The sequence below is a fragment of the Palaeococcus ferrophilus DSM 13482 genome (assembly GCF_000966265.1).
In the GTDB taxonomy this organism is placed as follows: domain Archaea; phylum Methanobacteriota_B; class Thermococci; order Thermococcales; family Thermococcaceae; genus Palaeococcus; species Palaeococcus ferrophilus.
The window spans coordinates 23100-49866 of the sequence record NZ_LANF01000015.1; the positions used below are offsets into that span (position 1 = coordinate 23100).

Sequence of the window (26767 nt, forward strand, 5' to 3'; positions counted from 1 at the left end):
ATGGACGGCTACTTCTTTTCCGACTTTTCAGGCTTCAACAGGCCGTTTATCACCATCGTCAGCGTGCTAAACAAGTATCCAACTATCGTGCCCAAGAGGAAGGAAACCCCTTCACTGCTCAGCACTTGCTTCAGGGACAAAAGGGATATTATGAAGAGGACGCCACCAATCAAAACAGTTACTCCGAGCGCAACATTTATCCAGTCCCGGTGTTTCCTCAGCTCAAGGTCCCTCTCCAGTGGAAACATACTCTTCTTATATTCCAGATACTTATCAACGACGCGCTCAATGCCATTGATAACAACCTCAAGCTGTTTAATCGCTATATCAGAATTTTCATTGGAAGCCTTCTCCACCTCTTTGTCCGCCATATTCAGGATCTCCTCAACATCCTTCTCGAGATCACTTTCGGCCATTCTACCACCTGACGCTCTTTCGGTTTTTGCGGACTTAACCCTTTCGGAGGTGATGAGTTATGGACTGGGTGTTCTTCCTCTTCGGCTTTATGCTCGGGAGCATGATGGGGATCTCCTTTGGGATCCTGCTCAGGGACGAGATGCGGAGGTCCTGACCATGCTTTCTTTTCTTTGCAAAAATCTTTCAAAATCATGCGGGGGGTGAGAGAATGAGTGAGAGAGAGGGTGAGGTTTCAACAAATGTTGAACCTGTTGAAAAGGTGGAAATGTCTAATGAAGAAATCTCAGGCGTTGAAAATGAAATTCAACGGAATTCAACTAATTCAACCGAAATTCAACAATTTTCAACGATCATCCAGAAAGCGTTTAATCTTCGTGGACCATCTGAGTCATTACCTTATTTTGTCCTATGGAGGCATGGGAGACTAAGCTTAGCAAAGCTGAAAGAACTAATGGAAGAATACAACAACCGCCTACCAAGACCTTACTCTTCTAACTCCCTCAAAGCGGCTCTATCGGTTCTCCGCCGGGACAAGACTAATGTCCTCGAAGTCAAAGATAAGGAGCTTGGCATTACATATTATGAGCTGAAGCCTGAGGCCATAGAGGAAATCCTGAACGTTCTTCAGATAGAGGCGAAGCTTAAGGAGCTGGAGGAGGCGAAGGCTAAGGACCACGAGGACTTGGTGGATCTTGCCCGTAAGTTCTTTAGAGAGTTCTACAGAGAGAGGGTTGCGGAGGTGTTGGTTAATTCGAGGGATCGGTTTATTGTTGTTGACTGGGTGGAGCTTGATTCTCTCGTGCCTCGGCTGGCTGAGGCCGTTGTTGAGCGTCCTGTTGTTGCTATTAAGGCCTTCAACGATGCCTTGAGGCGGTTCATTGAGGAGGATTTAATGGTTGAGTTTGGGGGTGAGTCTGTTCATTTTGTGAATCTTTTGGATGCGTTGCGGCCTGGGGATATTAGGGCAGAGCATGTTGGCAAGTTGGTGGAAGTTAAGGGCCTTGTTGCTGGGGTGAGTAATGTCCGGTCGTTTTACAGGAAGGCGGTGTTCGTGTGTTTGGAGTGTGGTACGAGGATGGCGAGGTTGCAGCAGCCTTTGAAGCCTCTGGTGAGGCCGAAGAGGTGTGAGGCCTGTGGCTCTAGAAACGTTGAACTGCTCGAGGAGGAGAGTGATAAGCTGGATTTCCAGTTTTTCAAGGTGCAGGATTCGCCTGAGGACTCTGAGGGTGGGGAGCCGTCGGAGAGGCTGGCTTATGTGATTGGTCCTCAGGCTGGGATTTTGAAGGGGGGTATGAGGGTCAGGTTGAGCGCCATCGTTAGGGAGCGTGTTTACAAGAAGGATGACCTTCCGGTCTATGAGCGGGTTTTGGAGGTGAATCATGTGGAGGTCCTGGACAAGGCCATGTCGGTTGAGGAGCTGAGCGAGGAGGATTTGAGGAGGGTCAAGGAGCTGGCGAGGATGCATGGGGATAAGTTGCCTTACGTGGTGGCTTCTTCGATTGCTCCGAATCTTTACGGTCTGGAGAGGGAGAAGCTTGGTGCGGCCGTGTCTATTGTTGGTGGTGTTCCGACTCAGGCGAAGCCGAGGGGTCATATTCACCTCTTGCTCGTTGGCGATCCTGGGTGTGGTAAGACTGAGCTGTTGAGGGCCGTGGAGAGGGTTGCGCCTAAGGCGATCTTTGCTTCTGGTCCTGGGTCGAGTGGTGTTGGCCTTACGGCAACGGTTAGGAGGAATGAGGTCTCTAAGGGGGATTGGATGATTGTTGGCGGTGCGTTGGTCCTGGCGAGTGGGGGAGTGTGCCTTATTGATGAGCTGGAGAAGATGAAGGAGGATGAGAGAAAGGCGTTGCATACGGCCATGGAGCAACAGCTTATCCCGATCAATAAGGCCGGGATCAATGTGGTCCTCAAGATTGACACGACGATCATGGCGACTGCTAACCCGAAGGGTGGGAAGTTTGACAGGAATAAGACTGTCATCGAGCAGATTGACTTTCCGCCGACGCTCCTTAATCGTTTTGACTTGGCTTTTGTGGTCCTGGACGATTACCAGGAGGGGGATGATGTCCTGGACTATGTGATGGAGGTGAACGATGCGGGAGCATCAGGTCCTGTACCTGAGGACCTGCTGAGGAAGTTCTTTGTTTACGCGAGGAGTCTGAGGCCGAGGTTTTCAGCGGAGGCTAAGGAGGCCATTAAGACCGGCTTCAAGGAGCTGAGGGGGAAGTATAGGAGCGGAAAAATCGCGCTGAACCTGCGTTATTTCAACGGTCTTATGAGGATTGCGGAGGCCTTTGCTAAGCTTCGTTTGAGTGAGACGGTGGAGCCGGTTGATGTTGAGAGGGCCGTTAATCTCTTTGAGTCTTCGATCAGGATGATTGCCTATGATCCTGAGACGGAGGAGTATGATTTGGCTATCCTCGAGGTTGGCGTGCCGAGTGATGTGCTGGACCTTCGGGAGAAGGTGGTTGATTTTCTGAGGGAAGCCTCTTCTTGGTTCCCGAATGGGATTCCTTGGGGGACTGTGGTGGAGGCTATGGTCGAGAAGGGCTATCCGAAGGAGAAGGTTGTGCAGGTCCTCCTGGACCTTATGACTCATGGGAGAGTTGCGGAGGTTGAGGCTAATAGATTGAAGTTGGCGGGGTGATCTCCCGTTTCGGGAGATTTCTCCATTTTTCGGGTTCAGTGCTTAAATCACCCGGGTGAAAATGGGTGATTGAGGGGGATTCACCCGGTGAAATTTGGGGATTTTGGGTGAAAGCGGTGATTCACCCAGACTCCCTGGGTGAAAAAGGGTGAACCCCAAAAATCCCCCGGTGAAATTGGGGGATTTTGGTGGTGAGACCGGTGGGTGATGGCGAGAAGAAGTACTACATCTGTTTGAGGTGCGGCCATAGGTTCTGGAGCAAGGCCAAGAAGCCTCAGTGTAGCGTCTGCAGGTCTAAGAGGGTCATGCTTTACGAGGACTTCCTTAAGCTTCCTGAAGAGGAGAAGCAGAAGCTTCTTGGAGGTTTTAAGGTTCAGCAGGTACCTGGGGATGAGAAGGGTGAAGGGGTGAAATTGGGTGATTCACCCGGTGAAAGTGGGGGATTGGAGGGTGATTCCAAGGTGATTTCGGGTGAAGTTGAGGTGAATCCCCCTAAATCCCCGGGTGAAACTGGGGGAAATGGGGTGAAAAAGGGGGATTCCCCTAAAATCACCCAAAGTCCCCCGGTGAAAAAGGGTGATTCACCCAGAGTCCCCCGGGTGAAATCGGGGGATAAGAAGGGGGAGAGGGTGAAGGGTGAAAGGGTGAAGCGGTTGTCTCTGCCGAGGCCTAAGCTGTCGTGGAAGGTTTACGCTATCGGCATTGGCTTGGCTTTTGCGTACTATCTCTATAAGGTTGGCTGGTTTGATGAGCTGTTCAGGCACTTGAAGAGTCTTGGAGCGTTGAAGGACGCCAAGAAGGGTGAGAAGGATAAGCCGGTCGTCCGGTCGAGTCCTGTTCTGGGTAAGATTGAGCAGAACCTGAGGAGGGGTTGAAGATGTTTGATAAGGCGAAGCTGGCCATGGCCATGATGAGTCCTGGAATGCAGGCCAAGGTGGGGAAGCTTTCGGGCTGGGTTGATTCTCTTCTCGAGGCCTTGGATGAGACGGATGTTAAGCCTCCAGTCGAGAAGGTTGAAAGCCAGGAGGACCTTGGCCTCGTCCTGGTCGAGCTGCTGAAGAAGGCCAAGGTGGAGCGGGTTGAGAACGGGAACATGCTGGTGATCGAGCTGGGGAAGAAGAGGAAGCTTGGGTTGGTTGCGGCCTTCAAGGTGGTCGAGGATGAGTGAGGAAGTGGTTCAGAATCAGGTGGGTGAGGACCTCCTTGAGAAGGACATAACCTCTCTCGTGGAGGACGTTGATCGTGTGCTTGAGGCTGGTCCTGAGGAGGCCGAGAGCGAGGAGCTTGAGGAGGTCGTTGAGTCGGGTGGCCTGATGACGGAAGAGGAGTTCAACGCGAGGATTGATGAGTTCCAGGAGAAGGACCACAGTCTCACGATCTTTGCCAATTTTTACGTGAAGAACCTTGAGAGGAAGGCGAGGGAGCAGGGGTTGGACGTGGACTTCTCCCTGTGGTGGGATGTTGGCCGGCCTTCGTTCAACGCCGGCCTTTGGTACATGGAGAAGGTTGAGGGTCAGAGCCTCCAGGTGAGTGGGAAGTTCGGCCTTCTGGTCGGCGCTGGGAGTTTGCTTCTCCTTACGTGGATGTACAGGAGTGCTTTGAAGAGGAAGGGTAAGGAGAAGGTTGAGAAGGGTCCGGCTGCCGGGGGTGATAATGGGACGGGTGAGTCTGAGAAGCCGGTTAAGACTGAGACGGAGGCCTTGAGGGAGAAGGCTAAGCCGAAGGAGCCTGAGCCTCCCAAGAGTGAACTTTTAGCGAAGATTAACAAGAACCTTGGTTCTTGATTTCTCTTTTTGGAGGTGGGATCGTGGCGATCCTGGACGTTGAACTTCCACCATGGTCAATTGACCTGATCTACGGGAACACGGGGAGCGGGAAGAGCTTTTTCGCAGGGTGGCTTATTGAGCAGGCTTATGAGAGGGGTCGAAGGTTCATCGTGCTGGACACGAAGGTTAAGAATCACCTCGGCCTTGTTACCCTTCCTGGGGTTAAGCTACTCAAGGTGAAGGTGGGTGCGAGGTACAACTGGAGGAAGCTGCTTGATTTTGATCAGGTCCTCGTGGTCCCGACGAGGGGGACGATCAGCAGGATCGGCGTGGATGGCCTTGTGGAGCAGTACTATAAGCCTCTTCTTGACGAGCTGTTTCGGCGGGATCGGGATAGGATTATTGTGGTGGAGGAGGCTCATAGGTATAATCCGTCCTCGAGGAGGCCGGGGAAGGAGTTGGAGCAGTTGTTTAGGGAGGGTCGTGATGGGAGGCTCTACACGGTGGCGATCACTCAGAGCATAGCCGACTTCCCGAAGCTTCTTTTCCGTCAGGCGCAGAGGCATTTTATCTTCCAGCACTACGTTCCGAACGACATCATCTACCTTAATAGAATGATTCCGGGGTTTTCGGAGCTGAACGATCAGTTGAGGAAGCATGATCTGGTGGAGTTTGTTCCGCCAGAGCGGGTGAGGGTGATCAAGCGCGAATTGGTCATCAGGAGGACGAGGCACTACGGGTGATTCTATGGCGAGGCTTTACTTGTTTGATGATAAGAGAAGCATCTTCCATGCTATGCTGGGATTTCTCACGGCCTTCCTGCTCCAGTTTTCTCTCATAGTCATCTTGGCTTACGTGTTTTATCAGGTGCGGGAGAGAGAAAACCCGGTTGCGACTGTGGGGGACGTGGTGGAGTTCCTTATTGGCTACGTTTACGGCTTGGTTTTCCTGGTCTGGCTGGCGTTAGGGTTTTATATTTGAAGGAGAGAATGGGTTCTGGTGAGATCTGTGGGAGCTACTAAGGGAGAGATTGTGGTTGAGGTTCCCGATGGTATGAGCCTCGACGAGGTTAGGAAGCTGGTTAGGGAGGCAGTTCTTCGCTACCTCAGGAAGAAAGGCCTTAGCGAGGAGGAGTTGAAGAAAATCCGCGTGAGGGTTGAGGTGGAAGGATGAGGGTCAGAATCAGGGTTTACGGTGCTTCTGTCTCTGAGGGAGAGCTTAAGCGTGAGTTAAGGAGGATGCTGAAGGTTAGGGGAACCGCTGAAAAGTTGTATAAACTTCTTTCGGAGGAGGAGCTGAATGAAATCGAGAGGGAGGTCAAAAAGAGGAGGTTCTCGCTCAGGGACTTCGGGGATATTGATTGACACCAGTGTCCTCATTGAGATTTACAGGGAAAGGAAGCTTGAGGAGCATGCTGGTTCTGTTATTTCAGTGATAACTCTCTTTGAGTTTATACGAGGGATAAGAAGCGAGAGAAAGCGCGTGGCCGTCTTAAGGGGATTGGAGAGCATTTTCAGGGTTGAGCATCTGGATGATCTCACTCTTCTGATGGCATCAAAAATTTACAGGGAGCTTAAAAGGAGGGGTACTCCAATAGAAGATGCTGACCTCTTAATAGGTGCAACTGCCATAGCTAAAGGGTACAAGGTTTGGACGAAAAATAAAAGGCATTTTAAGCGTCTTGAGGAGTTTGGGTTGAAGTTTTGGAGGTGAGGCTAGTGGGAGTGTATATTGATAGGGAGGCGCGGGAGATCGTGTCGAGGGTTCGTGAGAGGCTGGCGAGAGAGCTTGGTGTTTCTCCGCGGGATGTGTCAGTGAGCATGGTGATTAAGCATCTCTACCACAGGAGCTACAAGGTGGAGAAAGCGGTTTAACCTGCCTGTTTTTCCTGTTTCTGGAGTTTTCTTCATTTTTCTGGTTCAGTGCTTAAAAGTCGTGGAGTCATATTCTCTGTCGAGGCCGTTAGGCCTCAAAAAAAGTGCGAGAGGTGGTAGGCATGGATTGGAAGAGGATATTCACGGAAGACTTCCTGATGGATATGATTGCCTTGTGGGTTGGTCTCTTCATCTGGGAGAAGTGGATTAAGAAGATGCTGAAGGTCTGAAAGCGTGGAAGTACAATCAGGAGGTGAGAAACTTGTATAAGGTGAAAGAAACCCTTGATGACGTTCTTAATCTCACGGTTAAGAGCGTGGACATACCCCGCAACGGGGTTATTGACTCAATAGCGCTTCTCGCCAACCTCACGCTTAGCAATGCTGGAGCTTCAGCCGCCAACCTCACTTATGATGATGTTCTAAAGGCTATAAACGAGATTAGGGTCGTTTCTAACGGTAACGTGGTTCACTATGCGCTGAAGGGACAGGATATCGCTTACATGAACATTTACGACACTCACGGGAAGGCGCTTGACCTGTCCGGAACTGTGAGCGTTCCGGCTGGGGGTTCTACGAGCGTTAGCTTCCTCATAATCCTCGACGCTGGGAAGATTCACGCACTCATAAAAGACCAGTTGCAGGCTAAGGTTGAATGGAACACTTCAATAGCCACCGATGTAACCCTTAGCGACGCTGAGGTTAAGATAACTCTCGATAAGGAGGTTTACGAGAGCGGAGAAGAGTATGTTATGACCTACGCCGGCGCTGAGTGGGGTGAGATATTCATCGAGGAGCCGAAGGTTTACGCTATCGAGAAGAGCTTTAACGCACTTGGAGAGCTTACGGAAGTCTTTGAGCTTCCGGTGGGTTCAGTCCTTAAGAGAGCGCTTCTTGTCTTCTACGACGACACCGGAGCGAGAGCTGACATTGTGGATAAGTATGCGCTTGTTAGGACGAGGCCGGCACGCATACAGCTTTACAAGATTGACTACAACACTTCGAGAGAGCTTGACAAGGTGCAGTATAAGCTTAGTTCCGTTCCCACCGGAATGACCATGTTTGACTACGACATGGAGATTTGGCCGGGTGGCCTTGACATGAGGGACATGCCGAGTGGAACTTTCAAGATTGCGCTTAAGACCACCGCAAGCGGTAAGGTTCGCTACATAAGCCATGAGGTTGTTCCTCAGCTGATAAGCCTTTGAAGGCTTTTCATCTCTTTTACTTTGCTTAAATCAGCCGGTTAAAATCAGTTTTGCTTAAATAAGGTCGTGAGGTGGGTTAAATGGCGTGGAGTTGGAAAGAGTATTATGAGAAGAAGAAAGCGCTTGAAGCTAAGCTAAAATCACTCAATCCTGGACAGTCGGGGTATTGGCAAACGATGCGGGAACTTCAGGAGCTGGAGAGGCAGGCGAACGCACAGCGTTATTCTGAAGGGATGAAGAGGAACGAAACACAGCTTAAGAGGTATGGGGACGCTTATAAGGTGGTTTACGAGCGTAATAAGGCGCTTTATGAGAAACAGTGGGGGAAAGCAGTTACGGTGGCGAAGCCACGGGAGATTGAGAAGAACACGGGGATTAAGACGGTTCCAAAACCGGCACCTAAGCCGATTCCTAAGCCTATCGGAATGCCTAACCCGAACATACCTAAGCCGATTCTAAAACCACAGCCGGATGTGGTAGTTAAGCCGAAGCCTATGCCAAAGCCGGAGGTCGAGAAGAAGCCGGTTCCTAAGACGGTTCAGGCTACGAGCACGAAGCAGGAGATTGACGTTAAAAAGCTGATTCTCTACGGTGCGGGGTTGTATCTTCTCATAAGGGTTCTAAGAGGGTGAGGAGAATGGCGGTTCCAGCTTTTGCTATGGCTTACAAGGAGAAGGATGACATTATAAGGCTTATAGCTTACGCTTTCGTTGGCATTGCGGTTCTCTACATGCTGTATAAGCTGTTCGGAGCGTTCCGGAGCCTTGGGGAGAAGATAGAGAAGACGCTTCAGGGAGTGAAAGAGGGACTTAATGAGGTTGCAGAATACGGGGTAACTAAGCCTGTTACTCCGGAGGACACGAAGGCTATTATCGAGAAGAGAGCTTCAAAGGAGCCGGAGAAGCCTTATCTTGTCGAGAAGAGCATTTATGAGGGTCTTAAGGAGCAGGGGAAGGAACTTCCGAAGAACGTTAAGCCGTATAGCTTGAAGGGGAGCATTGAGAAGGCGCCGATTAAGACGGAGAGGAAAACAACGCCTGCAATCGGTTCTAAGTTGGGTTTGTGGACTACAAAGAAGGAGGAGCCGGTTAAAATTGAAAAGCCGGTTAAGAGCGAGAGCGAGAAGCTTAGGGAGGAGATAATGAAGTTTAAGCATGCGAGGGGTGAGAAACTGAAAGATTACCACCATACTCTCCCCTTATCCCCACCAGCTTACATGAGGTGATAACATGAAGTTGGACAGGGAGACAGTCTTTCAGGCTTTTATCCTCTTCATTTTGTGGGTGGCTTTTCAGGTCGAGTTTAAGAAGTTCCTCGACAGGGTGAGGTGAAAGTCATGATAGAATACGAACTCCTCAGTGCTGGAGCCACGGCGGTAATCACCGCTCTCCTAACGGCGGTGGCAACTTCGAAGGCTAACGAGCGGGTGTTAAAGAACATCATGGAGAGGATGGAGGACATGGAGGAGAGGATTTACAATCATGAGAACCGGCTTTCCCGGCTTGAAGGCCGGATTGTTGGGAGTGTGATAAAATGAGTAGGAAACCCCGGTATAAATACCTTGGAAAGCGGGTTAAAGACCGGGGAAAGAATGGGTTAGATTCAGCGAGTGAGTTTTACGACATGATTAAAGCGATTATGAGGGATTACAAGGCTGGACGGATTACGGGGAGGATGGCGAGGGGTAGGCTTCTCTTACTTTATCGCCTCAGCTTCAAAAAGAACAACTCGAAGATTCAGCACTTGCAGAATTCAACGCTCCAGAGGATTAGGAGAGCGATAAAGAAGGCCATGAGCGAGGTTAAGGGGTGAGGCGCATGGTAGGGGTTAATCTAATTGACTTCCGGAGGACTGAAGCGGGGACGAAGCCGAAGGGGATACGGCTTGAGAAGCCGGTTAAGCGGGAAGATGGAGTTAAAACACTCGAAGAGGGGGTTAAAGTGCAATCGGTTGATGTTTCGGGACTTTTGAACCTCTTAAAGCTTTTTGCACTCGTAGTGTTCGCCATAGTTCTCGCTGGACTCTTCATTGAAGGGGTGAGGAAGAGATGACGGAAGAGATAGTTAATGCTTATTTTGAGCCGGCAGATAATGCTGTAATCGAGCTAACGGACACGGAGCGGTCAGTAACTTATGATTTTGGCACTCCGGTAAGGCTAACGGCGGTTTCAATATCTCATGGGAACGATGATTACATTACCGTGAGCCTTTACAAGTTCGGGGATACTAAGCCGTTCTGGTCGGCAAAGTTCTACAAAGGCCTAAACGGTCAGGTTTTCATCCAGCCAATCCCTAAAACTGCCGTTAGAAAAATTGTGGTAAAAGCGGAGCCGGGAGGAACCTTAACCTCAATAGATGACCCTGTTATTGTGAACATTAGTTACATCTAAAGGTGAGAAGCATGCCAATAACGTTAATCTTCGTAGGTGGGAAACTGAGCGAGGAGAAGACCATCGAGGCCGAAATCCTTGAAGGATTGTTCGAGACACAAAGCACAGCGCACAGGTCACTAAATGTTGGGGGAATACTAATAGAAAGTGGTGTAAATTGGGGACTAGGACTCCCCGAAATGGATGAATTGAGAGAACCCAGTATAACTCTCTCTACCGTTTATGGTGGAGGAGTCGCTATTTTGGGAGGAGCAACACAAATTAGTTGAGGGGGGGTGAGGTAAATGGCGTTAGATGTGGCCTTTGTTAAGTATATGAATGAGGCAATAAGCAACGCCTATTTGACTTTTCCACAGAGAATAACGAACCTGTTTCCGATAGACCTCTATGTGAAGTTGAAGATAGCGAACCAAGGAAACCAGTTATGGCATTTCAAGGATGACGGAAGCGGACGGTATGTTTCGGATACTGAATTCAACTTAGGATTGCTTTCGGCGAACTCTTCATTAGACGCTACGGTTCCAATTGAGGGAACGCTACCGTCCGAAACCTCAAAAGACCAAATCCAGATGACAGTAGAACTATACACCGACAGCGCTTATACTAAACTATACGCCAGCCAGAGTATTTTTGTGAATGTGCACATGTATATCCAGCAGAGCGACGGATTATGGGGGAGTGCAACACTTGCCGAAAATCAGGTCGTGTATAAAAAGTGGACTCAAACTTTCGGGAGCGTTACAAAGTCGTTCACAAATAAAGGACAAATTGGGAGCGTTTCATACGTTAATACAGTAGATGGGTTATACCTCTATTTCTGGGGAGCGTCTAACACGCTCAATGATTATTACCTCGGAGTAAGGGATGCCGATAGCGTGCTGGGAGTATATCCTGGGATTGAAGGGGGATATATTTCCGGAGACTCTCCGAACTGGAGGGGTTACATCCAGCTGAAGGATTACGACGGGAGTAATCCGGTGAACTTCCAGAATAAGTTTGTGGCGTTCACGTCAAAGAATGAGTTTGGGGACAATAATGTTACTGCGGGACTGTTCGCAAACACTATTACAATGTCGGCTGGGTCGTCGTTTAAGTTCGTGATAAATGCGCTGGACGCTTGGGTTGGCACGGAGAGGACGAGTTACACCGGCGCAACTACTCAGCATCTCAATATTGGGGATATAGTTATATTTCATCCTCTCCCGTGAAACTTCTCTTTTTTCTTAAAATCAGCGGAGGGGTTTAAATGGCGTCGAGAGTTAATCTTAAGAGCAAAAAGACGAAGGTAAATACGGTGAGAAAAATGGCCACAAATATCAAGTTTAGGTTCCTCTCGGGTGAGGAAGTGGCAACCGATCTTATCACTGCAATAGCCAATAAAATCCATGAAAAGCCGGAGGACGTAGCGTGGTTTATCGAAGTCAAAACCATAATGGATAAACTTGGAACCGGCGAGTTCTCCAGGAATTCAAAGCCTGAGCCTCTAAAAACTTCAAAGAGCGTTCAGGCGATAATGAGTGAGGTTAAGAAGTCATACAAGAAGTTTAAGCGGATTGAGGCTAAAATGAAGAAGGCCGGACTGGTGTGATCCATGCCGAGGGGTAAAATCAGGACGGTATTTGACACGTCTATTTTAGTGAGTGCTCTTAAATCCCGCTCACCCTCAAGGAGTCCGGCATGGTTCTGCCTCACGTGCCTTAAGGAGAAGTTCCTTGAGAACTACGTTTCCAGCGAGATTATTGAAGAAATGAAGTTTACTCTGGCTGTAATTGCTGTGGAAGTGGCTTCAAAAAATAATCGGAAGGGTGTTTTGGCTCTCGCGGATGAACTCATTAGGGTCATACACCTAAATTCAACGAAGATCAAGCCTAAGGTGGACTTCTCAAAGGATTCCTCGGTGATTCGGATTATTAAGGATGAGTCCGATGTTAAGTTTCTTAACGTTCTCTACTCTGCAAAGGCGAAGTTTCTCCTTACTCAGAATACCAGCCACTTTGGGAATTTTGTAATATCTGAGGGTAAAACTGGAAAGGCAAAGATACGGCAACATTACTTCAATATCATGACTGCGAGAGAATTCCAAAGTTACCTAAGTTTGGCACATCCAAAGATCGCAGAAAAGTGTAAGAAAAAGAGGAAAAAGGCTTAGCTGAGGAAGGCAAACATGCCTTTCTCCATCAGCTTCTTATATTCTTTTACCGCACCCTCTAATGCTTGCTTAATGTTCACGTAGTTTTGCCATGCTCCCTTCTCGTCATTCCTCGACTGGATGAAGTTTATCATTGTCCTATTCCCTTTAAGCTCGTAGAATGCCTTGTTAAAGAACCAGTCCCTAATGTTGCTCGCTCCCGCTTTCTCTTTTGATGCATTCTTTAAGAACCGCATGTTGGAAGTCCGGAGAGGCATATCCTTGAACAAGTCCTTGTTTTTGAGTAGCTCATCCCCCAGCCATTTAGGCATGATGGCGAAAAACCCTTTCTTCTTCCCTTTCCCATACTTCGTAATATCAAAGGCTACAACGTCCCCAAAGTCCTCATACTTCTTAACCGTCCCTGCTCCAATGTCCCGGAGTAGGTTTAGGATTTGTGAGGCTCTTCCCCCTGTATAAATCAGCGTGAGGTAGAGGTAATAACGGTAGTCCTTTTCCTTTTCGAGGTTCTCTATTATCGCTTTCATGGTTTTCTCGTCGGCGGGTTTTCCCTCCATTTTGGGGGAACTCTTAACCTTTACCTGTCGGTTCATGGCCTGAATCTCTGCCATGTCAATCTCTTTATACTTGAAGTCGAGGAGGAACTTAAAGAACTTCTTTAAGCCTTTCACTTGGCTGTCTGGGATGTGGTCAATGCTGAGAAAGTCAATGGCTTCGTTGATTTTGTGGTTTTTGAAGAAGCGGTTTAGGCCGTTCCAATAATCCTTAAATCTCGCTTTGCTTAGCTTCCCTTCTTTTACTTGTTTGTCCATGTAGACTTTGAATTCTTCTTTATATTTTCTCCAGAGCTCGTTAAGGTAGGCCGAACGTTCACTTTTGTGCTTTTTAGTTGTCAAAGCCTCTTCTGTAAAAACGTTATGGGGTGGCTCGTTTTCGAGAACTGCTGTTTGTGAGGTGTCCACTTCTCCATTGCAATGGTTACGCCTTGCCAAGGCGGCGCTCATACCAGGCTGAGCTACCGGCCCACCCGATGCGTGCCGTATTCACCTTCTTCGGTTGCTTTATAAATTTTTCGGTTGGGTGAGGAGGTGGGAGCCTTTCCCCAGAAACCCTTATTAGCCCCGGGAACGTAGGAAAAATCATGAAAAGCGTGAGGGTTAAGGTGCTGTCATTCAGATGTCCCCTTCGCGCTCTCCCCCGCTGGAGGGAGGCCAGAGCGTGCGTGGAGCACGGTCACCTGGTCGTGAGGTTCCTTCTGAGGGGAGCACCCGTGGGGGAGCTTTGCCTCCCGCTGAGGACACTTTCGGACGTCTCCAATCTTCCTTTCCTGCCGCCCGGCTCCGCCGCCCTGCGCTTCTCGCTTCCGGCTGGCGAGCACGTTTTGGCCTTGAGGGTTGGCAAAAATCCTTTGATATACAGCGTGGAAGAGTACGAGTACCTCCTTCACTTGATATTCTCCGCGGCCCTTGGCGGCGTTTCCCTTGGTCTATCGCGGGAGGGAAAGGTCTACGAGCGGGCCTCTATTAAGCTCATGCCCGGGGAGCTCATCCTCATTGGGAGCGAGCCGGTTTACGTGAGGCACCTGGATAACAGCAAGGTCATAGCGGACGACGACAGGAAGTTCTTTTTAAACGCCTCCGAGAGGGCACTGCGCCTCATGAGGCGCTACCTCGAGAGATATAAACCAAAAATAGAGGGGGATTAGGCCTTCTTCCGGCCAACCTTCCCGACGATCCCGGCCAGAACCACGAGGATGATGCCCACGCCGATGTAAACGTATGCCCTCTCCCGATCTTTCGCGTCAAGGTTTATTAAGTAGACCCTGCCGCGCCCCGTGCCCACGAGAACCTCATCGCCCAGCGCGTCGAGGCTCCTCACGTAGCCGGTGTCGAGCTCCATCAGCACCTTGCCGTTGGTGGGGTCAACCACGTAGAAGAGCCCCATGTCGTATGTGGTGCCGTTTTCCTGCTTGAACGCCCCCGTCCCCACGAGGAGCTTCCCTTCGTGGAACTTCACCACCTTAACGCGGTACGGGAAGTTCGCCTCCCAGAGAACCTCCTTGGAGTTCAGGTCAAGGGCTTCAAGCTTGCCGGTGTCACCCTCTACGCCTCCTATGTAGGCAGTATCGCCGTTGATTTCGATGTCTTCGACGTAGAAGCTGTCTCCCTCCCATTCAACGTTGCCCTCGCTGTTTATGAGGAAGAGCTTTCCAGCCACGTTCTCAAACCCTGTCCCCACGAGCGCCCTGTTCCTCCAGAGCTCGAGGTCGCGCACCCACCACTTCGTGTCAACGCTCCAGAGAAGCTTCCCATCTTCGCTTACCCCGTAGACGTTTCCGAAGTAGTACTTCATGCGGTAGCCGGAGGGGGCTCCACTTCCCACGTATACTATTCTATCCCCCTTCCGAACCCTTCCGAGCGTGCCGTTTAGCTCGAGGAACCAGTCCTCTTTAATACCCTCCCCTGTTATCTCCCACCTGTAGAGCCGTCCCCATGTCTCGTTTGCCCTTCCCTCGCCAATCCACCACCCGTCAACGACGTAAAGGCTATCCTTTAGGTCGAAGTCGAAGAACGAGCCGTAGGTGATGTTACCGGACATAATAGAGCCGTTCTCCTTGAGAAGCCATACCTTTCCAAGGGCCCCAAACCAGTCCTCCGGGCCCCGGCTTATGTCCGTTCCGACGATAAGCCTGCCGTCGAGGGGCTCCAGCTTCCTCACGAAGCCGACTTCCTGTGTCCACTCCTCGCTCCCGTTGAGCGTATAGAAGCTAACGTTTCCCCTGTACCATATCACGCCTTTGATATTGTCAATGTGCCCGAACCCCACGTACGCTCCCTCGGGCGTGAGCCTAACGCTCTCCACGGTTCCGGGAACTTTGACCTCCCATATTATGGGGCTCTGACTTCCACTCGCGAGGAGCGAGGCCATGAGAAGGAAAGTTATTATCACAACGGTTTTCTTCATTCTCATCCCCCTTCACCCACTTGGGCCATAATGTTTTATACTTTTCTCACCATATCAGATTCCAGGTGGTGTCATGGAGGAAGAGGAGTTCGACATGAGGGAGGCCCTTGCCACGGGCGAGGACCTCGATAAAGTCCTTGCCTATGCGCTCATCCATGAGGAGTACCTTAGGGAGCTGATATCTTACCTTGATGACGACCTCTGGACGGTCGCGAAGAACGCGCTCTCGATTCTCCTCCAGATCGCGAAGGACCAGCCGGAGCTTTACGAACCGATGCTCTCCAAGATGATGGTCATGGTTCGCAAGAGCGAGTCGGTGCCTTTAACACAGGAGATAGCGAGGGCCTTCGGTCAGGTCGCCAAAGCCAGACCCGAGCTCGTAAAGCGTGTTATGCCCGTTCTGTTCGCGAGCTACCGCATAGGTGACATCAAGGTGCGGGTCAACATGGTCTACGTCATTGAGGAGATAGCCAGGTCAAACCCCTACCTCCTGAGGGATTTGATGACGGACATAAAGCTCCTCATAACGTCCAAGGACGCGGAGGACAGGCTAACCGCGCTCAACCTCGTGACAGCCCTCGGGGAGAACAACTTTGCATACGTCCGTCCGTTTCTCCACTACCTTCTTGGGCTCCTCAACGACGAGAACGAGGTTGTCAGGGCGAGTGCCGTTGAGAGCCTCGTTATACTCGCCGAGAAGAATGAGAAGTTCAGAAAACTCGTCCTGTCAAAGCTCGAGGACATAAACGACACGAGCGAGCTCGTTAACAGGGCCGTTAAGGACGGGATGGTGAGGCTCGCGATAAAGGAGGGCGTTTAACCCGCCTCCTCCGTTTCTTCCTCCATTCTCTCCAGGAGGTCCTTCAGCGCTGCCTTCAGCTTCTCGTTCTCGGCCTTGAGCTTTTTGTTCTCCTGGGTTAGGGACTCTATCTCGGCCAGTTTCGCCTTGAGCTCCCTGGCTAGAACCTCGAACCTGGCCTTGGGCACGAATTCCTCGAGGGTGGCGAGGGCCTCGTTCACGTCGTACTTGCCCGTTATCTTTGCCAGCCTTTCCTTTATTGTGGTCAGCTCCCGAAGTGAAGCTTCGTAGGCACTGACCCTTCTGCTAAGCTCATCCACCTTCTTGAGGCTCTCCTGGAGTTTGGCTATTCTCGCGTTGAGCTCCTTAACTTCGTTCTGCCTGGCTTTGAGCTCCTCCTTTAAGGTTACGTTCTCCCTCACGAGGTTTTCATAACGTCCCTGTATCCCCTCAAGGGTCTTCGCAAGCTCAACGCTCACCCCGAATATGCCCCTCTTGAGCCTCTCCTCGAGCTCCTCCATGCGCGCCTCCACTATGCTCTCCACTTTCTCGTCCACCTTACCCTCCAGCCTGCCCTCCATCTTGCTGAGGATTTCCACCTCAAAGCGGTTTATTCTCTCGTCTATCTCGTTTATCTTGGGCACCATCTGCTCGATGTTCCTCAGGAAGAGTGTTCTCTTCTGAATGTCATCGAGTTCGCTCTTCAGGCTCTCCAATTCCTTTGAAAGGGATTTAATGGCGTTGTCGTGGTCGGTTCTCAGCCCCTCAAGCTTAGAGCGGAGCACCTCTATCCTCTCGCTCAACATCTCGATGTCTATGCGCTCCTGCCTGGTGATGGCCGCAACGCCGTGGAGGGCCACCAGTGAGTAGTCCCCCTTTCTCTCGGCCTCGACTATGGAGGCTCTAACGTCCTCCCAGTCCTTGAGGCTCTTCAGTTCCTCAACCACATCGGGATAACGGCGCTTTATGTATTCCCACGTTAGAGCATTATCCTTTCTCTTCTTTCTACCGAACATGCCCTCCCCCCATACGCATATGCGCTCCGTTTACATAACCTTTTTGCTTCCGGGGGTTTGCCAGAATCTGTGGTAAGGTTTTTAAATGGCCCCTCCCAAAAAAAGGTAGCTCGAATATTGCGGTTATTCTGGATAGGAGGGAGGTGAGGAGTGTGAAAGCACCGATCTGTGAGGTTTGCCTTAAAACAGACGACATTCTCTGTCCGGCAGACGAGAAAAAACTTCAGGATGGGGTTATTTCTGAGCTCGATGTTAAGGTTGCGAGACTCCTGTACAGGATGATAGGGGACGCTGAAGTGGAGTTTAAGAAGGCCGTGGAGGCGGGAGACCTTGTTGTTCTCATCGTCGGCATCGGTCAGGCCGCCCTCGTCATTGGGAAGGGTGGGAAGAACGTTAAGACCCTCATGAGGGAGCTCGGAAAGAGGGTCAGGGTGATAGAGGACACGGAAGACGTTAAAAAACTCGCCACGGACCTCCTCCTCCCCGCGAGGGTCTTTGGCGTTAACGTGGTCTTCCGCCCCGGAGGGGGACAGTACTACAAGGTGCTCGTGCCCAGGATGGACAGGGGCAAGCTTCCGGCGCCGCCGGAGGTTCTGGAGGATATAATCACGAAGATAACGGGTAAGGAATCTAAAATTGTGTTTGCGTGATGGCCATGTACAGGACGCACTACTCAAGCCAGATTAGGGAGGAGCTCAACGGCCAGCGCGTTAAAATAGCGGGCTGGGTTTGGGAAATCAAGGATTTGGGCGGAATAAAGTTCCTCTGGATACGGGACAGGGAAGGGATAGTTCAGATAACCGCTCCCAAGAAGAAGGTCTCGCCAGAGCTCTTCAAGCTCATTCCGAAGCTCAACAGCGAGGACGTCGTTGCCGTTGAGGGCGTCGTCAACTTCACGCCCAAGGCGAAGCTCGGCTTCGAGATTCTGCCCGAGAAGCTCGAAGTCCTCAGCAGGGCCGAAAGTCCATTACCGCTCGATCCCACCGGTAAAGTGAAGGCTGAGCTCGACACTCGCCTTGACAACCGCTTCATGGACCTTAGAAGGCCGGAGGTAATGGCAATATTCAAGATACGCTCCAGTGTCTTCAAAGCCGTCAGGGACTTCTTCCACGGCGAGGGCTTCATCGAGATTCACACGCCCAAGATAATCGCAACAGCGACCGAGGGCGGAACCGAGCTCTTCCCCATGAAGTACTTCGAGAAGGACGCCTTTCTGGCGCAGAGCCCTCAGCTCTACAAACAGATAATGATGGCGAGCGGCCTTGACAGGGTCTACGAGATAGCCCCGATTTTCAGGGCCGAGGAGCACAACACCACGCGCCATTTAAACGAGGCATGGAGCATTGATGCGGAGATGGCCTTCATCGAGAACGAGGAGGAGGTTATGAACCTCCTTGAGCGCCTGGTGGCCCACGCGATAAACTACGTCCGCGAGCACAACGCGAAGGAGCTGGAAATCCTCAACTTCGAGCTGGAGGAGGCTAAGGTACCCTTCCCGCGCGTGAGCTACGATAAAGCCCTCGAGATACTCGCCGACCTCGGCAAGGAGATTCCCTGGGGCGAGGACATCGACACGGAGGGAGAGAAACTCCTCGGGAAGTACATGATGGAGAACGAGAACGCTCCGCTTTACTTCCTCTACCAGTATCCCAGTGAGGCCAAGCCATTCTATATCATGAAGTACGACGACAAGCCGGAGATAAGCCGCGCCTTCGACCTCGAGTACCGTGGGGTGGAGATAACCTCCGGCGGCCAGAGGGAACACCGCGTCGAGGTGCTCGAGCAGCAGATAAGGGAGAAGGGACTAAACCCGGAGAGCTTCGAGTTCTACCTGAGAACATTCCGCTACGGCATGCCCCCGCACGGCGGTTTCGGCCTCGGTGCGGAGCGTTTAATAAAGCAGATGCTCGACCTCAACAACATCCGTGAGGTCATCCTGTTCCCAAGGGACAGGCGGAGGCTCACACCATAAGGCCTTTATACTTTTTCGTCCTTTTACAATTTAGCTTATTAATGAACTCAGGGGGAGACAAGAATGAAGAAAGTGTCCGTGTTACTAATCGGAATGATTTTAATGGCGGTCCCGTTTTTCCACGGTGTTTCGGGAGCTGCCCCTCAAACGGCCACGCTCACACTTGTTGAGCTCGGCCTTAAGGATTCCCTCGTTTTTGGAAACTACGAGATAAAATTCACCGATGTTGACCAGTCATGGAGCAGGGTCAACCTCGAGATATACGAGTCCGGCTCAAGACGCGCCACGGCCATTCTCGGCTACAACCAGGTTTACTACTACCCCTCTCAGGACAATCCTCTCCTTCAGGTTACCGTCAAGTACATCCAGTCCTACAAGAAGAGCATACTCATCGAGGTCGGCTCCCCCCTCAAGAAGGTGGAGACCGGAAAGCAGCTTAACGAGGGCCAGACCTACACACCAACCTACCTCAACGGGAAGGTCTCCATAAAGCTCGTTGACGTTACCTCCTCAAGCGCCAAGTTCCTCGTCACGGTAAACGGCAAGAGCTACGAGAAGGTCATAAACGTCGGTGAGGGTTCGGGCTTCACCTACATAATCTCAAGCGACATATCCTACTACCCCTACGTTTACATAGACGTCACCACGGTCTCCAACAACAACTACGCCAAGTTCGACATATACATCCCTAATTACCCCGCCACGACGGCCTCGATAAAGAAGGCGAACTCCCAGACCCCCCAGGAGGAGACCCAGACAACGCAGGCCACCCCCGAGATAGTAGTTTACAACGACATAATGTACGCGGGGGAGATCCTCAAAGTCCACGTTAACAACACCCTTTACAAGCTCCGCCTCAACAGCGTCGGCCTCTACTCGAGCTTCTCGGTTTTTGATGCTAACAACACGCCCCTCGAGACCTTCCAGGTCAAATCCGGCAACTACTACGAGAGCAAGAAGGCGCCCCTTGGCGTTGAGGTCGTTAAGGACTCCTACGACACTGACTACAACAGGCTGACCCTCCGCCTCTGGGCCCCGAAGGACAGCTACGCGGAGCCCATAAAGCGCGAGGCAAACGTTAAGCTTCTCGTGGACACGAGTGGGAAGGTTCTCAGACTGGGTGACCGCTTCGTAATAACGCTCCGCATAGCCAACGAGGGTAAGGGAAGGGCCCTTGGGATCAAGCTCATACCGCCCGAAATGAGCGGCTTCAAGGTTGAGGCATATCCAAAGGAGGTAAGCGTGAAGCAGCTCGATGCCTTCTCTGAGTACCCGCTCATAACCTACGTCCTCACCCCCGAAGGTGTGGGTCCATACTCAATAGGCGCCTTCAAGGTGGAGTACTACGACGAGTTCGGCAACAAGAAGACGGTTAGCACCGGGGCAGTTGGAGGGGTAGCCGTTTACAACGTCCCCGATGTGAAGATGAGCGTTGACGCGAACTACATCAAACTCAACATCAGCGAAACCAAAGAGGCCACCGTCCCCGTGACTGTAAGCGTCGCGAAGGGCAACCCGAGCTTCGAGTTCATAAAGAACGCCACCATACACATAGAGCTTCCGGATGGCCTTTCAACCTACAGCACGGACGTGAGCCTCGGCGACCTAAGCGCGGGTGAGAGCATCACGAAGAACCTAACCTTCACCGTAAGCGACGAAGGAGCGTTCCCCGTTGGCTTCAAGCTTACCTACACGGACGTCTTCGGTGGAAGTCACGAGGTCGAGCTCCCCTCAGCGGTACTCATAGACTCAATCCAGCCGGTGGTCATAGTCAAGGAGCGCGTTGAGACCGTTAAAGTTTATCCGGAGCCGGAGGAGCTTCCGTCCTACGTTAACCAGACGCTGATGGGGCTCGATAACGAGAGCAGGCTCACCCTCGCGGAGGAACTCCTCAACGTCTCCAAGGCCTACATCCCGCCCGAACCGCCGAAGACCAACTGGTGGGCTGTCTTCGCCATAATCTTCCTTATAGCGGCCCTCGGCTTTGGAGCGGCGTACTACGACCTCAAGGGCAAGTACGCCAAGGCATTGGCCAAGCTGGAGAAGAGGAAGCCCAAGCCGGGAGGACTCCCGAAAAAGGAAGAAGAGGAAGAAGAGGCGCAGGAGTCTCTGAGCTAACTTTTTAAATTCTCCTCTCTTTTCTCCCTTTGGTGATGCTCATGTTCAAGTACAAGCAGGTCATCATTTCAAGGAGGGACCTCAAGCTCAGCAAGGGCAAGTTTGCCGTCCAGGTTGCTCACGGCGCCGTTACTGCCGCCCTCAAGGCCCAGAAGGAAAAGCCGGAGTGGTTCAAAGCGTGGTTTCATGAGGGGCAGAAAAAGGTTGTGGTTAGGGCGGAGAACGAGGGGGAGCTCTTTGAACTCAAGGCCGTTGCGGAGGGGTTAGGTCTTCCAACCGCGCTGATAAAGGATGCCGGGCTAACGGAGATTCCACCCGGAACGATAACGGTTCTCGCGATAGGACCGGGTCCGGATGAGCTCGTGGACAAAGTCACAGGCCACCTCAAGCTAGTGTGAGGCGGAATTCTTTAATATTTTTAAGTTGTGTTTATCCTGGTGGGAAAGATGCAGTTAAAGAAACTCATCGTTAAGAACTTCAAAAGCATTAGAGATTGTGAGATTGAGCTTGGTAAGCTCAACGTCCTAATCGGCGCCAACGCCTCTGGAAAAACTAATTTAATCGAGGTTTTCAAGCTTCTCAGGAAGATCTACGTTGAGAAAGATACCAACCCGTTCCTTGAGTGGTGGGGCTACAACAACGTCGTTTGGGGCGGAAAGGAGGAGCTTCCGATAACCATCGGGATGCTCTTTGATGTGAATGGCTATGAGGTGTATTTTGAGACGACCTTTACTGGAACGGGCGGGAGCTTTAGGATTCTGAAAGAACAGTTGGAGATAAAGGATTATGTAAAAATCGAAAAGGAAGGCACGCGTCTTCGCATTTTTCACGATCCCGGTTTTGTTAGCTTAGCACTTTCAAAACTCAACGGGACTCCTGAAAAGGAGTTTTTTGTATATAAGCAGTTTGTTAACATGCTCCCCCAAAGGTTGTATAGCATTATGAAAGACCTACCAATCCCATTCCAAGAGAAGAGCCTCCTCTCTTGGCCGTGGAGAGCTTCTGCGATTTATGATTCCAATTTTGAGATAGCATATACTGTTATCGAGCTAGCCGAAAAACATCAAGATACAGAAAACTCCATTCCCGTGTTATCCCCTATAATCAGGAAAAACGAATATCGCAATCCGCTCGTTTGGGAGATCGGTTATATATTACATCGAGTACTTCTCAACACTCTCATCTTATCCCCGCCATGTGTGAGGTCTGTTAAAAAAGAATTAAAATTTCCGAGGAAAGAATCAGCCTTAGCAGAAGATGCCTCCAACCTTGTCCCAGTTCTCTACAACATCTGGCTCCGTGAGGGAAAGCTACCCGCTGAGATTTCCGAACCGCTCTCAATTGCGTTCCCGAACACTAGGATCTTCTTCCAGCTCACGGAAGACGGAAGGGTGATGATGAAGGTCTTTGAGGGTGAACTCGAACTTGCACCTCCGGGAATATCCGACGGGTTTTACAAGACTCTCGCAATTCTCACGGCTGCATACCTCAAGCCCTCCCTTCTTGTCATCGACGAAGTGGAGAACTCACTGCATCCTGAGACCCTTGAGTTGCTCTTCGACACACTGCGGGAAAGTGAGAGCCAGGTGATAATAACTACCCACTCGCCGGTTGTCGTCGATATGACCGATCCAGCGGATGTAATCTTTGTTGAAAAAGTCGGTGGGGAAACTAGATTTAAGAGGATACCGGACCCAGAGGAGATTAAAAGGCTACTGCGCGAAAAAGGGCTGGCTTTTAGTGAAGGATGGCTCTACGGCGAGATATTCAATGAGAACAACCGGTGAAGGCAATGTCATCGAATCCAAAGGAGATTGCTCTAATCGTGGAAGACGCATACGGGGGAGAGTTCTTCAGAAGGGTTCTAAAGAGACTCAACGAATTGGGAGTGCTAAGTCGTGACGTTCGCCTTAAACGGCTTACAGGCAGAAAGAACCCGGTTCACACCCCCTACCTGTGCAATCCGAAGCTAGACAAGATTATACGAGCGGTCAGTATTTCGTCCCCAGACACCATTATAGTGGCCTACGATGGTGACGGCCCAAATAACTATCACAAACGGCTTAATGAAGTCAAAAGCCACATCCCAAAGGGCATTAAAACACCTATCAAGGTGTTTCTCTTCGAATACGAGATTGAAGAGTGGATATGTAAAAGTCTAGGCATAACGTGGAGCACCAAACCCTCCGACGAACTTAAAAGAAAAAGAGGTTACAGGAAATCGTTGCTCCCCATGTATGCAGATAAGCTGGATTTCACCAAGCTTAAGCGGAACTGTAAGTCTTTTAGGGAATTCATGAGGGCTCTGGAGGAATGAGTATGGACTACCGCGAGTTCTTTTCAAGGTTCAGGCACCTGAGCCAAGGCAGGGGTATAGGGGGAAGGCTCAAATCAAAACCTGAGGATTTCATAGTTTTTGAGGTTCTCTCAAAGAGCGCCTTTAACGGGCCATGCCTTCTCTACCTTCTCAAGAAGCGTGAATGGGACACGATGGCGGCGGTAAAGGAGATAGCAAAGCGGGTTGGGATACACTACGGGGAGATAGGCTTTGCGGGCACCAAAGACAGGCACGCCGTTACGTACCAGTTCATAAGCATCTGCCGGCCCGAACTTAAGAAGAGGCTCGACTCGCTCGAGATAAAGGACATAGAACTCACCTTTGCAGGCTATGGAAAATCTCTAAAGCTCGGCTCCCTCCTTGGGAACAGGTTCAGAATAGCGGTCAGGGACGTTGGAGAAAACGCACTGGAGAGGACGCGCGAGATACTGGATGAGTTGAGGTCGAAAGGAGGCTTCCCCAACTACTTCGGCTACCAGCGCTTCGGCGAGAGAAGGGTGATAAACCATGAGGTGGGAAAGCTCCTGATAAGGGGCCGTTTTGAGGAGGCCGCGCTGCTTTTCCTGGGCGAGCATGATGGCAGCATGATGGGCGACGAGGCCAGGGCGAGTTTTAAAGAAACGGGTGACGTTGAAAGGGCTATTGAGGAATTTCCAAAGTTCTTGCGTTACGAGAGGGCGATGCTCTACCGCTACCGCGAGACCGGTAGCTGGAAGAAGGCCTTTGCCGTGCTCCCGAGACCCATAGTTAGACTTTTCATCCACTCATACCAGTCATACCTCTTCAATCTCGCCCTTTCGCGCCGCATTGAGGAGGGATTACCCCTCAACGAGCCTCTGGTGGGTGATATCGTGTGCCAGATAAAGCACGGTATACCCCAGAGGACGAGGACGTACCGGGTTACGGATTCGAACCTTGAGTTCGTGAGGCGAAAGGTTAAGGTGGGGGAGGCGATGGTTACCGGCCCCGTTTTCGGATTCCACATGCGCCGCGCTGGAGGTCCGATGGGAAGAATAGAGGATGAACTCCTTGATAATGAGGGAATAAAACCTGAGGATTTCCGTATGAAAAAGTTGAAGATTCTGGCCGAGCCCGGCGGGAGAAGGGAACTCCTGATACGGCCGCGCGGATTCAAATATCGTTACTCCTCCCACGAGGATGCTATGCTGTTCAAGTTCTTTCTCCCGAGGGGAACTTATGCCACCAGCGTCCTGAGGGAAATAATGAAGGACCACTGATTTATTCGAGCTTTTTTTAATCCTTCTTGTTATCTGTTGTGTGATATGTATCTCATATAAGTATGCCTTATATATTTTCCATATCCCAACCAAAAAAGTTATATATTGTCCAATCATTACCTGTGATGGGGAGAGCCCATAAAGACATGGGGGGCGGGGGATGCCAGTGATCGATCCACACATTCTCAGGTCAATACACCGCAGCGACCTTCGGAAGCGCATACTAATGTACCTCTACGATATATATCCTTCTGCCACGTATCTTTCGGAGATTGCACGAGTTGTGGGTTCTGATCCATCGAATGTGCGGGGCGCCCTCGTTGGACTCGGTAACCGTTACAATGGGGAGAGCTCCCTCGTGTATCTGGGTCTCGTGGAAGAAGTCATGAGCAATGGCTTTAGGTATTATCGGCTGACGGACTATGGCAAAAAAGTCGTGGAATATTTAAAAGATTATTACTCATATTACCGCAAGTTTATGTGAGGTGTCACCCATGGAAGGCAACAAACTCATAAGGGTTGTGGACGCGAACATTGAGCACATGGTCAACATGAGCCTCCTCTATATCGTCCAGCTGGGTACGAAGCATGACGTTTTCAAGCTGGTTTCTGAGAGACCCAGCTATCCTGAGCTCCTGGCCAGAATGGGCGCCCAGAATAAGGCACTCCTCAAGAAGTTCCTGGATAAACTCATCAAGCTTAAAATAGTGGAGGAAACCCCCATAGACCTGACACTCAACGGATTCTCCTACGAGATACGGGTCCCCTCCGAGGACTACAAGCTACTTCTCTCCGACTGGATGCCAGAATTTGAAGAGATATACCGTATGGTGGATTTTGCGCTTATAACACCCGAGCATCCCCACGTTCTGATGGATTTTGACAAGGACGCCGACTTCTGGGACATGAGGATGCGGACTGCCTTTGCTTCTGCATACAGGAAGCTCATAGTGGCACTCGGGGAAATAAAGAACGGCACCGAAGTGCTCGATATAGGCTGCGGCTCCGTTTCCCCCGTGGAGATAGGGAGGTACGCAAGTCCTGACGGTTACTACCTCGGCATTGACTACTCGCCCGCGTTGCTCGAAATCGCCCGCTCCCGCGTTGAGTCGCTTAACCTTGAGAACGTCAAGCTGAAGGAGATTGACGCCCACATCATAAAGCCTCACAACAGCTACGATGTGGCCATAATGAGCTTTGTTCTCGAGTACCTCAAGAACCCCAGGACGGTCCTCAAGAGAACGCTGGAGAGCCTCGGTAGCGGGGGAAGGCTTATAGTGGTAGAACCCTTCCGCGACCAGTTTGCCAATATAAGTGCATTGGAATTTTTCGAAGGTCTGAACAAGGACTTTGTTGAATTTCCAAGCAGGGAAGAGGTCAAGAGTTTCGTGCTTGAAGAGGGCTTCGATGTGAATTTTGAGGATGTTGGAAAGAGCACTCTGGTTATTAAAAAGCTGTGATCCCCCCTTTCTCTCTTTTCTGCATTTTTGTTCTTGTTTAGGTTCACTGATTCTGGTTCTTATTTCGGTATACATAGGTACCTACATAAGCACCTACATAATCATAAACACAGCCACAAACAAAAAATCCATTTATAATGCAACTTTTCATAGAGTTTATTGAAAACCTTCCAAGGAGGTGCCTAGGCAATGAAGGCCAGGACAAGAAGAGGTGCGATTGGTATTGGGACACTAATAGTGTTTATTGCCATGGTGCTGGTGGCTGCCGTGGCTGCCGCCGTGCTTATTAACACGAGCGGCTTCCTCCAGCAGAAGGCCTCCAGCACCGGCAGGCAGACCACCCAGGAGGTCGCGAGCGGTATACAGGTTGAGAGGGTTGTTGGCCACTACGACGGAACCTCTGGAATAGACAA

The 26767-nt window shown here is 50.8% G+C and carries 37 protein-coding genes; 33 read left to right on the plus strand and 4 right to left on the minus strand.

Annotated features, from left to right (window positions below):
- Positions 1–8 precede the first annotated feature (8 nt).
- Complete coding sequence (locus PFER_RS08625; RefSeq protein ID WP_048151233.1) at positions 9–416, minus strand: hypothetical protein; 408 nt, start codon at positions 414–416, stop codon at positions 9–11.
- Positions 417–625: 209 nt separating this feature from the next.
- On the opposite strand from PFER_RS08625, the gene PFER_RS08630 reads away from it, so the two are divergent.
- From PFER_RS08630 to PFER_RS08720, 21 genes are all read left to right on the plus strand, one after another.
- The gene (locus tag PFER_RS08630) at positions 626–3064 is read left to right on the plus strand and encodes an AAA family ATPase (RefSeq protein WP_048151234.1); all 2439 of its coding nucleotides are present in this window, start codon (positions 626–628) and stop codon (positions 3062–3064) included.
- A 200-nt stretch (positions 3065–3264) separates the two neighbouring features.
- Complete coding sequence (locus tag PFER_RS08635) at positions 3265–3939, plus strand: hypothetical protein (RefSeq protein WP_245612522.1); 675 nt, start codon at positions 3265–3267, stop codon at positions 3937–3939.
- A gap of 2 nt (positions 3940–3941) precedes the next feature.
- Positions 3942–4232: a hypothetical protein gene (locus PFER_RS08640; protein WP_048151236.1), complete on the plus strand. Its 291-nt coding sequence runs from the start codon at positions 3942–3944 to the stop codon at positions 4230–4232.
- The gene (locus PFER_RS08645; protein ID WP_048151241.1) at positions 4225–4848 is read left to right on the plus strand and encodes a hypothetical protein; all 624 of its coding nucleotides are present in this window, start codon (positions 4225–4227) and stop codon (positions 4846–4848) included. Before PFER_RS08640 ends, PFER_RS08645 begins: the two co-directional genes overlap by 8 nt.
- A 23-nt stretch (positions 4849–4871) precedes the next feature.
- Positions 4872–5573, plus strand: a complete 702-nt coding sequence (locus PFER_RS08650) for a helicase HerA domain-containing protein (protein ID WP_048151242.1) — start codon at positions 4872–4874, stop codon at positions 5571–5573.
- 4 nt (positions 5574–5577) lie between these two features.
- The gene (locus PFER_RS08655; protein ID WP_048151243.1) at positions 5578–5811 is read left to right on the plus strand and encodes a hypothetical protein; all 234 of its coding nucleotides are present in this window, start codon (positions 5578–5580) and stop codon (positions 5809–5811) included.
- A 27-nt stretch (positions 5812–5838) separates the two neighbouring features.
- Positions 5839–6003 carry a hypothetical protein gene (locus PFER_RS12205; protein WP_170218362.1) on the plus strand — a complete coding sequence of 55 codons (165 nt, stop codon included), beginning with the start codon at positions 5839–5841 and terminating at the stop codon, positions 6001–6003.
- Positions 6000–6194: a hypothetical protein gene (locus tag PFER_RS08660; protein ID WP_048151244.1), complete on the plus strand. Its 195-nt coding sequence runs from the start codon at positions 6000–6002 to the stop codon at positions 6192–6194. The genes PFER_RS12205 and PFER_RS08660 overlap by 4 nt, the downstream gene beginning before the upstream one ends.
- Positions 6187–6543, plus strand: a complete 357-nt coding sequence (locus PFER_RS08665) for a type II toxin-antitoxin system VapC family toxin (protein ID WP_048151246.1) — start codon at positions 6187–6189, stop codon at positions 6541–6543. Before PFER_RS08660 ends, PFER_RS08665 begins: the two co-directional genes overlap by 8 nt.
- A 5-nt stretch (positions 6544–6548) precedes the next feature.
- Positions 6549–6704 carry a hypothetical protein gene (locus PFER_RS12295; protein ID WP_170218361.1) on the plus strand — a complete coding sequence of 52 codons (156 nt, stop codon included), beginning with the start codon at positions 6549–6551 and terminating at the stop codon, positions 6702–6704.
- A gap of 271 nt (positions 6705–6975) precedes the next feature.
- Positions 6976–7911 carry a hypothetical protein gene (locus PFER_RS08670; RefSeq protein WP_245612524.1) on the plus strand — a complete coding sequence of 312 codons (936 nt, stop codon included), beginning with the start codon at positions 6976–6978 and terminating at the stop codon, positions 7909–7911.
- Between the two features lie 80 nt (positions 7912–7991).
- A complete protein-coding gene (locus PFER_RS12210) occupies positions 7992–8543 on the plus strand; it encodes a hypothetical protein (protein WP_048151250.1) in 552 nt (183 codons plus the stop codon).
- A gap of 5 nt (positions 8544–8548) precedes the next feature.
- On the plus strand, positions 8549–9136 hold the full coding sequence (locus tag PFER_RS08680) for a hypothetical protein (protein ID WP_048151251.1): 588 nt from the start codon (positions 8549–8551) through the stop codon (positions 9134–9136).
- Between the two features lie 111 nt (positions 9137–9247).
- On the plus strand, positions 9248–9448 hold the full coding sequence (locus PFER_RS08685; protein WP_048151252.1) for a hypothetical protein: 201 nt from the start codon (positions 9248–9250) through the stop codon (positions 9446–9448).
- Positions 9445–9723, plus strand: a complete 279-nt coding sequence (locus PFER_RS08690; protein ID WP_048151253.1) for a hypothetical protein — start codon at positions 9445–9447, stop codon at positions 9721–9723. Before PFER_RS08685 ends, PFER_RS08690 begins: the two co-directional genes overlap by 4 nt.
- A 5-nt stretch (positions 9724–9728) precedes the next feature.
- Positions 9729–9962 (plus strand): hypothetical protein, encoded by a 234-nt coding sequence (locus PFER_RS08695; RefSeq protein WP_048151254.1) that lies wholly within the window; start codon positions 9729–9731, stop codon positions 9960–9962.
- Entirely contained in the window at positions 9959–10300 is a 342-nt protein-coding gene (locus PFER_RS08700) for a hypothetical protein (RefSeq protein WP_048151255.1), read from the plus strand. Before PFER_RS08695 ends, PFER_RS08700 begins: the two co-directional genes overlap by 4 nt.
- 11 nt (positions 10301–10311) lie before the next feature.
- Complete coding sequence (locus PFER_RS08705; RefSeq protein WP_048151257.1) at positions 10312–10569, plus strand: hypothetical protein; 258 nt, start codon at positions 10312–10314, stop codon at positions 10567–10569.
- Between the two features lie 15 nt (positions 10570–10584).
- Positions 10585–11508, plus strand: coding sequence for a hypothetical protein (locus PFER_RS08710; protein WP_048151258.1), 924 nt, complete (start codon positions 10585–10587; stop codon positions 11506–11508).
- A gap of 38 nt (positions 11509–11546) precedes the next feature.
- Positions 11547–11888 (plus strand): hypothetical protein, encoded by a 342-nt coding sequence (locus PFER_RS08715; RefSeq protein ID WP_048151259.1) that lies wholly within the window; start codon positions 11547–11549, stop codon positions 11886–11888.
- 3 nt (positions 11889–11891) lie between these two features.
- A complete protein-coding gene (locus PFER_RS08720; protein ID WP_048151260.1) occupies positions 11892–12449 on the plus strand; it encodes a putative toxin-antitoxin system toxin component, PIN family in 558 nt (185 codons plus the stop codon).
- Here the strand turns inward: PFER_RS08720 and PFER_RS08725 are convergent.
- Positions 12446–13441 carry an integrase gene (locus tag PFER_RS08725; protein WP_170218363.1) on the minus strand — a complete coding sequence of 332 codons (996 nt, stop codon included), beginning with the start codon at positions 13439–13441 and terminating at the stop codon, positions 12446–12448. The genes PFER_RS08720 and PFER_RS08725 overlap by 4 nt on opposite strands.
- Before the next feature lie 149 nt (positions 13442–13590).
- On the opposite strand from PFER_RS08725, the gene PFER_RS08730 reads away from it, so the two are divergent.
- Positions 13591–14154, plus strand: coding sequence for a hypothetical protein (locus PFER_RS08730; RefSeq protein ID WP_048151262.1), 564 nt, complete (start codon positions 13591–13593; stop codon positions 14152–14154).
- Here PFER_RS08730 and PFER_RS08735 read toward each other — a convergent pair.
- Positions 14151–15419 (minus strand): PQQ-binding-like beta-propeller repeat protein, encoded by a 1269-nt coding sequence (locus PFER_RS08735; RefSeq protein WP_052696217.1) that lies wholly within the window; start codon positions 15417–15419, stop codon positions 14151–14153. The two genes, PFER_RS08730 and PFER_RS08735, sit on opposite strands and share 4 nt — an antisense overlap.
- 67 nt (positions 15420–15486) lie before the next feature.
- On the opposite strand from PFER_RS08735, the gene PFER_RS08740 reads away from it, so the two are divergent.
- Complete coding sequence (locus PFER_RS08740) at positions 15487–16233, plus strand: PH0542 domain-containing protein (protein ID WP_048151263.1); 747 nt, start codon at positions 15487–15489, stop codon at positions 16231–16233.
- Here PFER_RS08740 and PFER_RS08745 read toward each other — a convergent pair.
- Positions 16230–17228, minus strand: coding sequence for a hypothetical protein (locus PFER_RS08745; RefSeq protein ID WP_048151264.1), 999 nt, complete (start codon positions 17226–17228; stop codon positions 16230–16232). The genes PFER_RS08740 and PFER_RS08745 overlap by 4 nt on opposite strands.
- Positions 17229–17380: 152 nt before the next feature.
- Between PFER_RS08745 and PFER_RS08750 the strand changes: the two genes are divergently transcribed.
- The 10 genes from PFER_RS08750 to PFER_RS08795 all read left to right on the plus strand — a co-directional run.
- A complete protein-coding gene (locus PFER_RS08750) occupies positions 17381–17878 on the plus strand; it encodes a KH domain-containing protein (protein WP_048151265.1) in 498 nt (165 codons plus the stop codon).
- Between the two features lie 5 nt (positions 17879–17883).
- Positions 17884–19200: an aspartate--tRNA(Asn) ligase gene (gene aspS / locus PFER_RS08755; RefSeq protein ID WP_048151266.1), complete on the plus strand. Its 1317-nt coding sequence runs from the start codon at positions 17884–17886 to the stop codon at positions 19198–19200.
- Positions 19201–19263: 63 nt separating this feature from the next.
- Complete coding sequence (locus PFER_RS08760; protein WP_048151268.1) at positions 19264–21318, plus strand: BatD family protein; 2055 nt, start codon at positions 19264–19266, stop codon at positions 21316–21318.
- Between the two features lie 41 nt (positions 21319–21359).
- On the plus strand, positions 21360–21716 hold the full coding sequence (gene pth2 / locus PFER_RS08765; protein WP_048151269.1) for a peptidyl-tRNA hydrolase Pth2: 357 nt from the start codon (positions 21360–21362) through the stop codon (positions 21714–21716).
- A gap of 48 nt (positions 21717–21764) precedes the next feature.
- Complete coding sequence (locus tag PFER_RS08770) at positions 21765–23105, plus strand: AAA family ATPase (RefSeq protein WP_048151270.1); 1341 nt, start codon at positions 21765–21767, stop codon at positions 23103–23105.
- Positions 23102–23635 (plus strand): hypothetical protein, encoded by a 534-nt coding sequence (locus tag PFER_RS08775; protein ID WP_157255175.1) that lies wholly within the window; start codon positions 23102–23104, stop codon positions 23633–23635. The genes PFER_RS08770 and PFER_RS08775 overlap by 4 nt, the downstream gene beginning before the upstream one ends.
- 2 nt (positions 23636–23637) lie before the next feature.
- Positions 23638–24894, plus strand: a complete 1257-nt coding sequence (gene truD / locus PFER_RS08780) for a tRNA pseudouridine(13) synthase TruD (RefSeq protein ID WP_048151272.1) — start codon at positions 23638–23640, stop codon at positions 24892–24894.
- A 160-nt stretch (positions 24895–25054) separates the two neighbouring features.
- Positions 25055–25378: a helix-turn-helix domain-containing protein gene (locus PFER_RS08785; RefSeq protein WP_048151273.1), complete on the plus strand. Its 324-nt coding sequence runs from the start codon at positions 25055–25057 to the stop codon at positions 25376–25378.
- Between the two features lie 10 nt (positions 25379–25388).
- The gene (locus PFER_RS08790; protein ID WP_048151274.1) at positions 25389–26354 is read left to right on the plus strand and encodes a class I SAM-dependent methyltransferase; all 966 of its coding nucleotides are present in this window, start codon (positions 25389–25391) and stop codon (positions 26352–26354) included.
- Between the two features lie 189 nt (positions 26355–26543).
- Positions 26544–26767, plus strand: a 224-nt coding sequence (locus tag PFER_RS08795) for an archaellin/type IV pilin N-terminal domain-containing protein (protein WP_048151275.1), incomplete at its 3' end; no start/stop codon positions are given.

Bases quoted from the DNA above. Each gene is read 5' to 3' on its own strand.
- PFER_RS08715 (WP_048151259.1), top strand. From the start codon at position 11,547: ATGGCGTCGAGAGTTAATCTTAAGAGCAAAAAGACGAAGGTAAATACG.
- pth2 (WP_048151269.1), top strand. From the start codon at position 21,360: ATGTTCAAGTACAAGCAGGTCATCATTTCAAGGAGGGACCTCAAGCTC.
- aspS (WP_048151266.1), top strand. From the start codon at position 17,884: ATGTACAGGACGCACTACTCAAGCCAGATTAGGGAGGAGCTCAACGGC.
- PFER_RS08770 (WP_048151270.1), top strand. From the start codon at position 21,765: ATGCAGTTAAAGAAACTCATCGTTAAGAACTTCAAAAGCATTAGAGAT.
- PFER_RS08630 (WP_048151234.1), top strand. From the start codon at position 626: ATGAGTGAGAGAGAGGGTGAGGTTTCAACAAATGTTGAACCTGTTGAA.
- PFER_RS08645 (WP_048151241.1), top strand. From the start codon at position 4,225: ATGAGTGAGGAAGTGGTTCAGAATCAGGTGGGTGAGGACCTCCTTGAG.
- PFER_RS12210 (WP_048151250.1), top strand. From the start codon at position 7,992: ATGGCGTGGAGTTGGAAAGAGTATTATGAGAAGAAGAAAGCGCTTGAA.
- PFER_RS08625 (WP_048151233.1), bottom strand. From the start codon at position 416: ATGGCCGAAAGTGATCTCGAGAAGGATGTTGAGGAGATCCTGAATATG.
- PFER_RS08785 (WP_048151273.1), top strand. From the start codon at position 25,055: ATGCCAGTGATCGATCCACACATTCTCAGGTCAATACACCGCAGCGAC.
- PFER_RS08685 (WP_048151252.1), top strand. From the start codon at position 9,248: ATGATAGAATACGAACTCCTCAGTGCTGGAGCCACGGCGGTAATCACC.
- PFER_RS08790 (WP_048151274.1), top strand. From the start codon at position 25,389: ATGGAAGGCAACAAACTCATAAGGGTTGTGGACGCGAACATTGAGCAC.
- PFER_RS08710 (WP_048151258.1), top strand. From the start codon at position 10,585: ATGGCGTTAGATGTGGCCTTTGTTAAGTATATGAATGAGGCAATAAGC.
- truD (WP_048151272.1), top strand. From the start codon at position 23,638: ATGGACTACCGCGAGTTCTTTTCAAGGTTCAGGCACCTGAGCCAAGGC.
- PFER_RS08700 (WP_048151255.1), top strand. From the start codon at position 9,959: ATGACGGAAGAGATAGTTAATGCTTATTTTGAGCCGGCAGATAATGCT.
- PFER_RS08745 (WP_048151264.1), bottom strand. From the start codon at position 17,228: ATGTTCGGTAGAAAGAAGAGAAAGGATAATGCTCTAACGTGGGAATAC.
- PFER_RS08695 (WP_048151254.1), top strand. From the start codon at position 9,729: ATGGTAGGGGTTAATCTAATTGACTTCCGGAGGACTGAAGCGGGGACG.
- PFER_RS08640 (WP_048151236.1), top strand. From the start codon at position 3,942: ATGTTTGATAAGGCGAAGCTGGCCATGGCCATGATGAGTCCTGGAATG.
- PFER_RS08760 (WP_048151268.1), top strand. From the start codon at position 19,264: ATGAAGAAAGTGTCCGTGTTACTAATCGGAATGATTTTAATGGCGGTC.
- PFER_RS08735 (WP_052696217.1), bottom strand. From the start codon at position 15,419: ATGAGAATGAAGAAAACCGTTGTGATAATAACTTTCCTTCTCATGGCC.
- PFER_RS08660 (WP_048151244.1), top strand. From the start codon at position 6,000: ATGAGGGTCAGAATCAGGGTTTACGGTGCTTCTGTCTCTGAGGGAGAG.
- PFER_RS08720 (WP_048151260.1), top strand. From the start codon at position 11,892: ATGCCGAGGGGTAAAATCAGGACGGTATTTGACACGTCTATTTTAGTG.
- PFER_RS08705 (WP_048151257.1), top strand. From the start codon at position 10,312: ATGCCAATAACGTTAATCTTCGTAGGTGGGAAACTGAGCGAGGAGAAG.
- PFER_RS08740 (WP_048151263.1), top strand. From the start codon at position 15,487: ATGGAGGAAGAGGAGTTCGACATGAGGGAGGCCCTTGCCACGGGCGAG.
- PFER_RS08655 (WP_048151243.1), top strand. From the start codon at position 5,578: ATGGCGAGGCTTTACTTGTTTGATGATAAGAGAAGCATCTTCCATGCT.
- PFER_RS08730 (WP_048151262.1), top strand. From the start codon at position 13,591: ATGAAAAGCGTGAGGGTTAAGGTGCTGTCATTCAGATGTCCCCTTCGC.
- PFER_RS08680 (WP_048151251.1), top strand. From the start codon at position 8,549: ATGGCGGTTCCAGCTTTTGCTATGGCTTACAAGGAGAAGGATGACATT.
- PFER_RS08690 (WP_048151253.1), top strand. From the start codon at position 9,445: ATGAGTAGGAAACCCCGGTATAAATACCTTGGAAAGCGGGTTAAAGAC.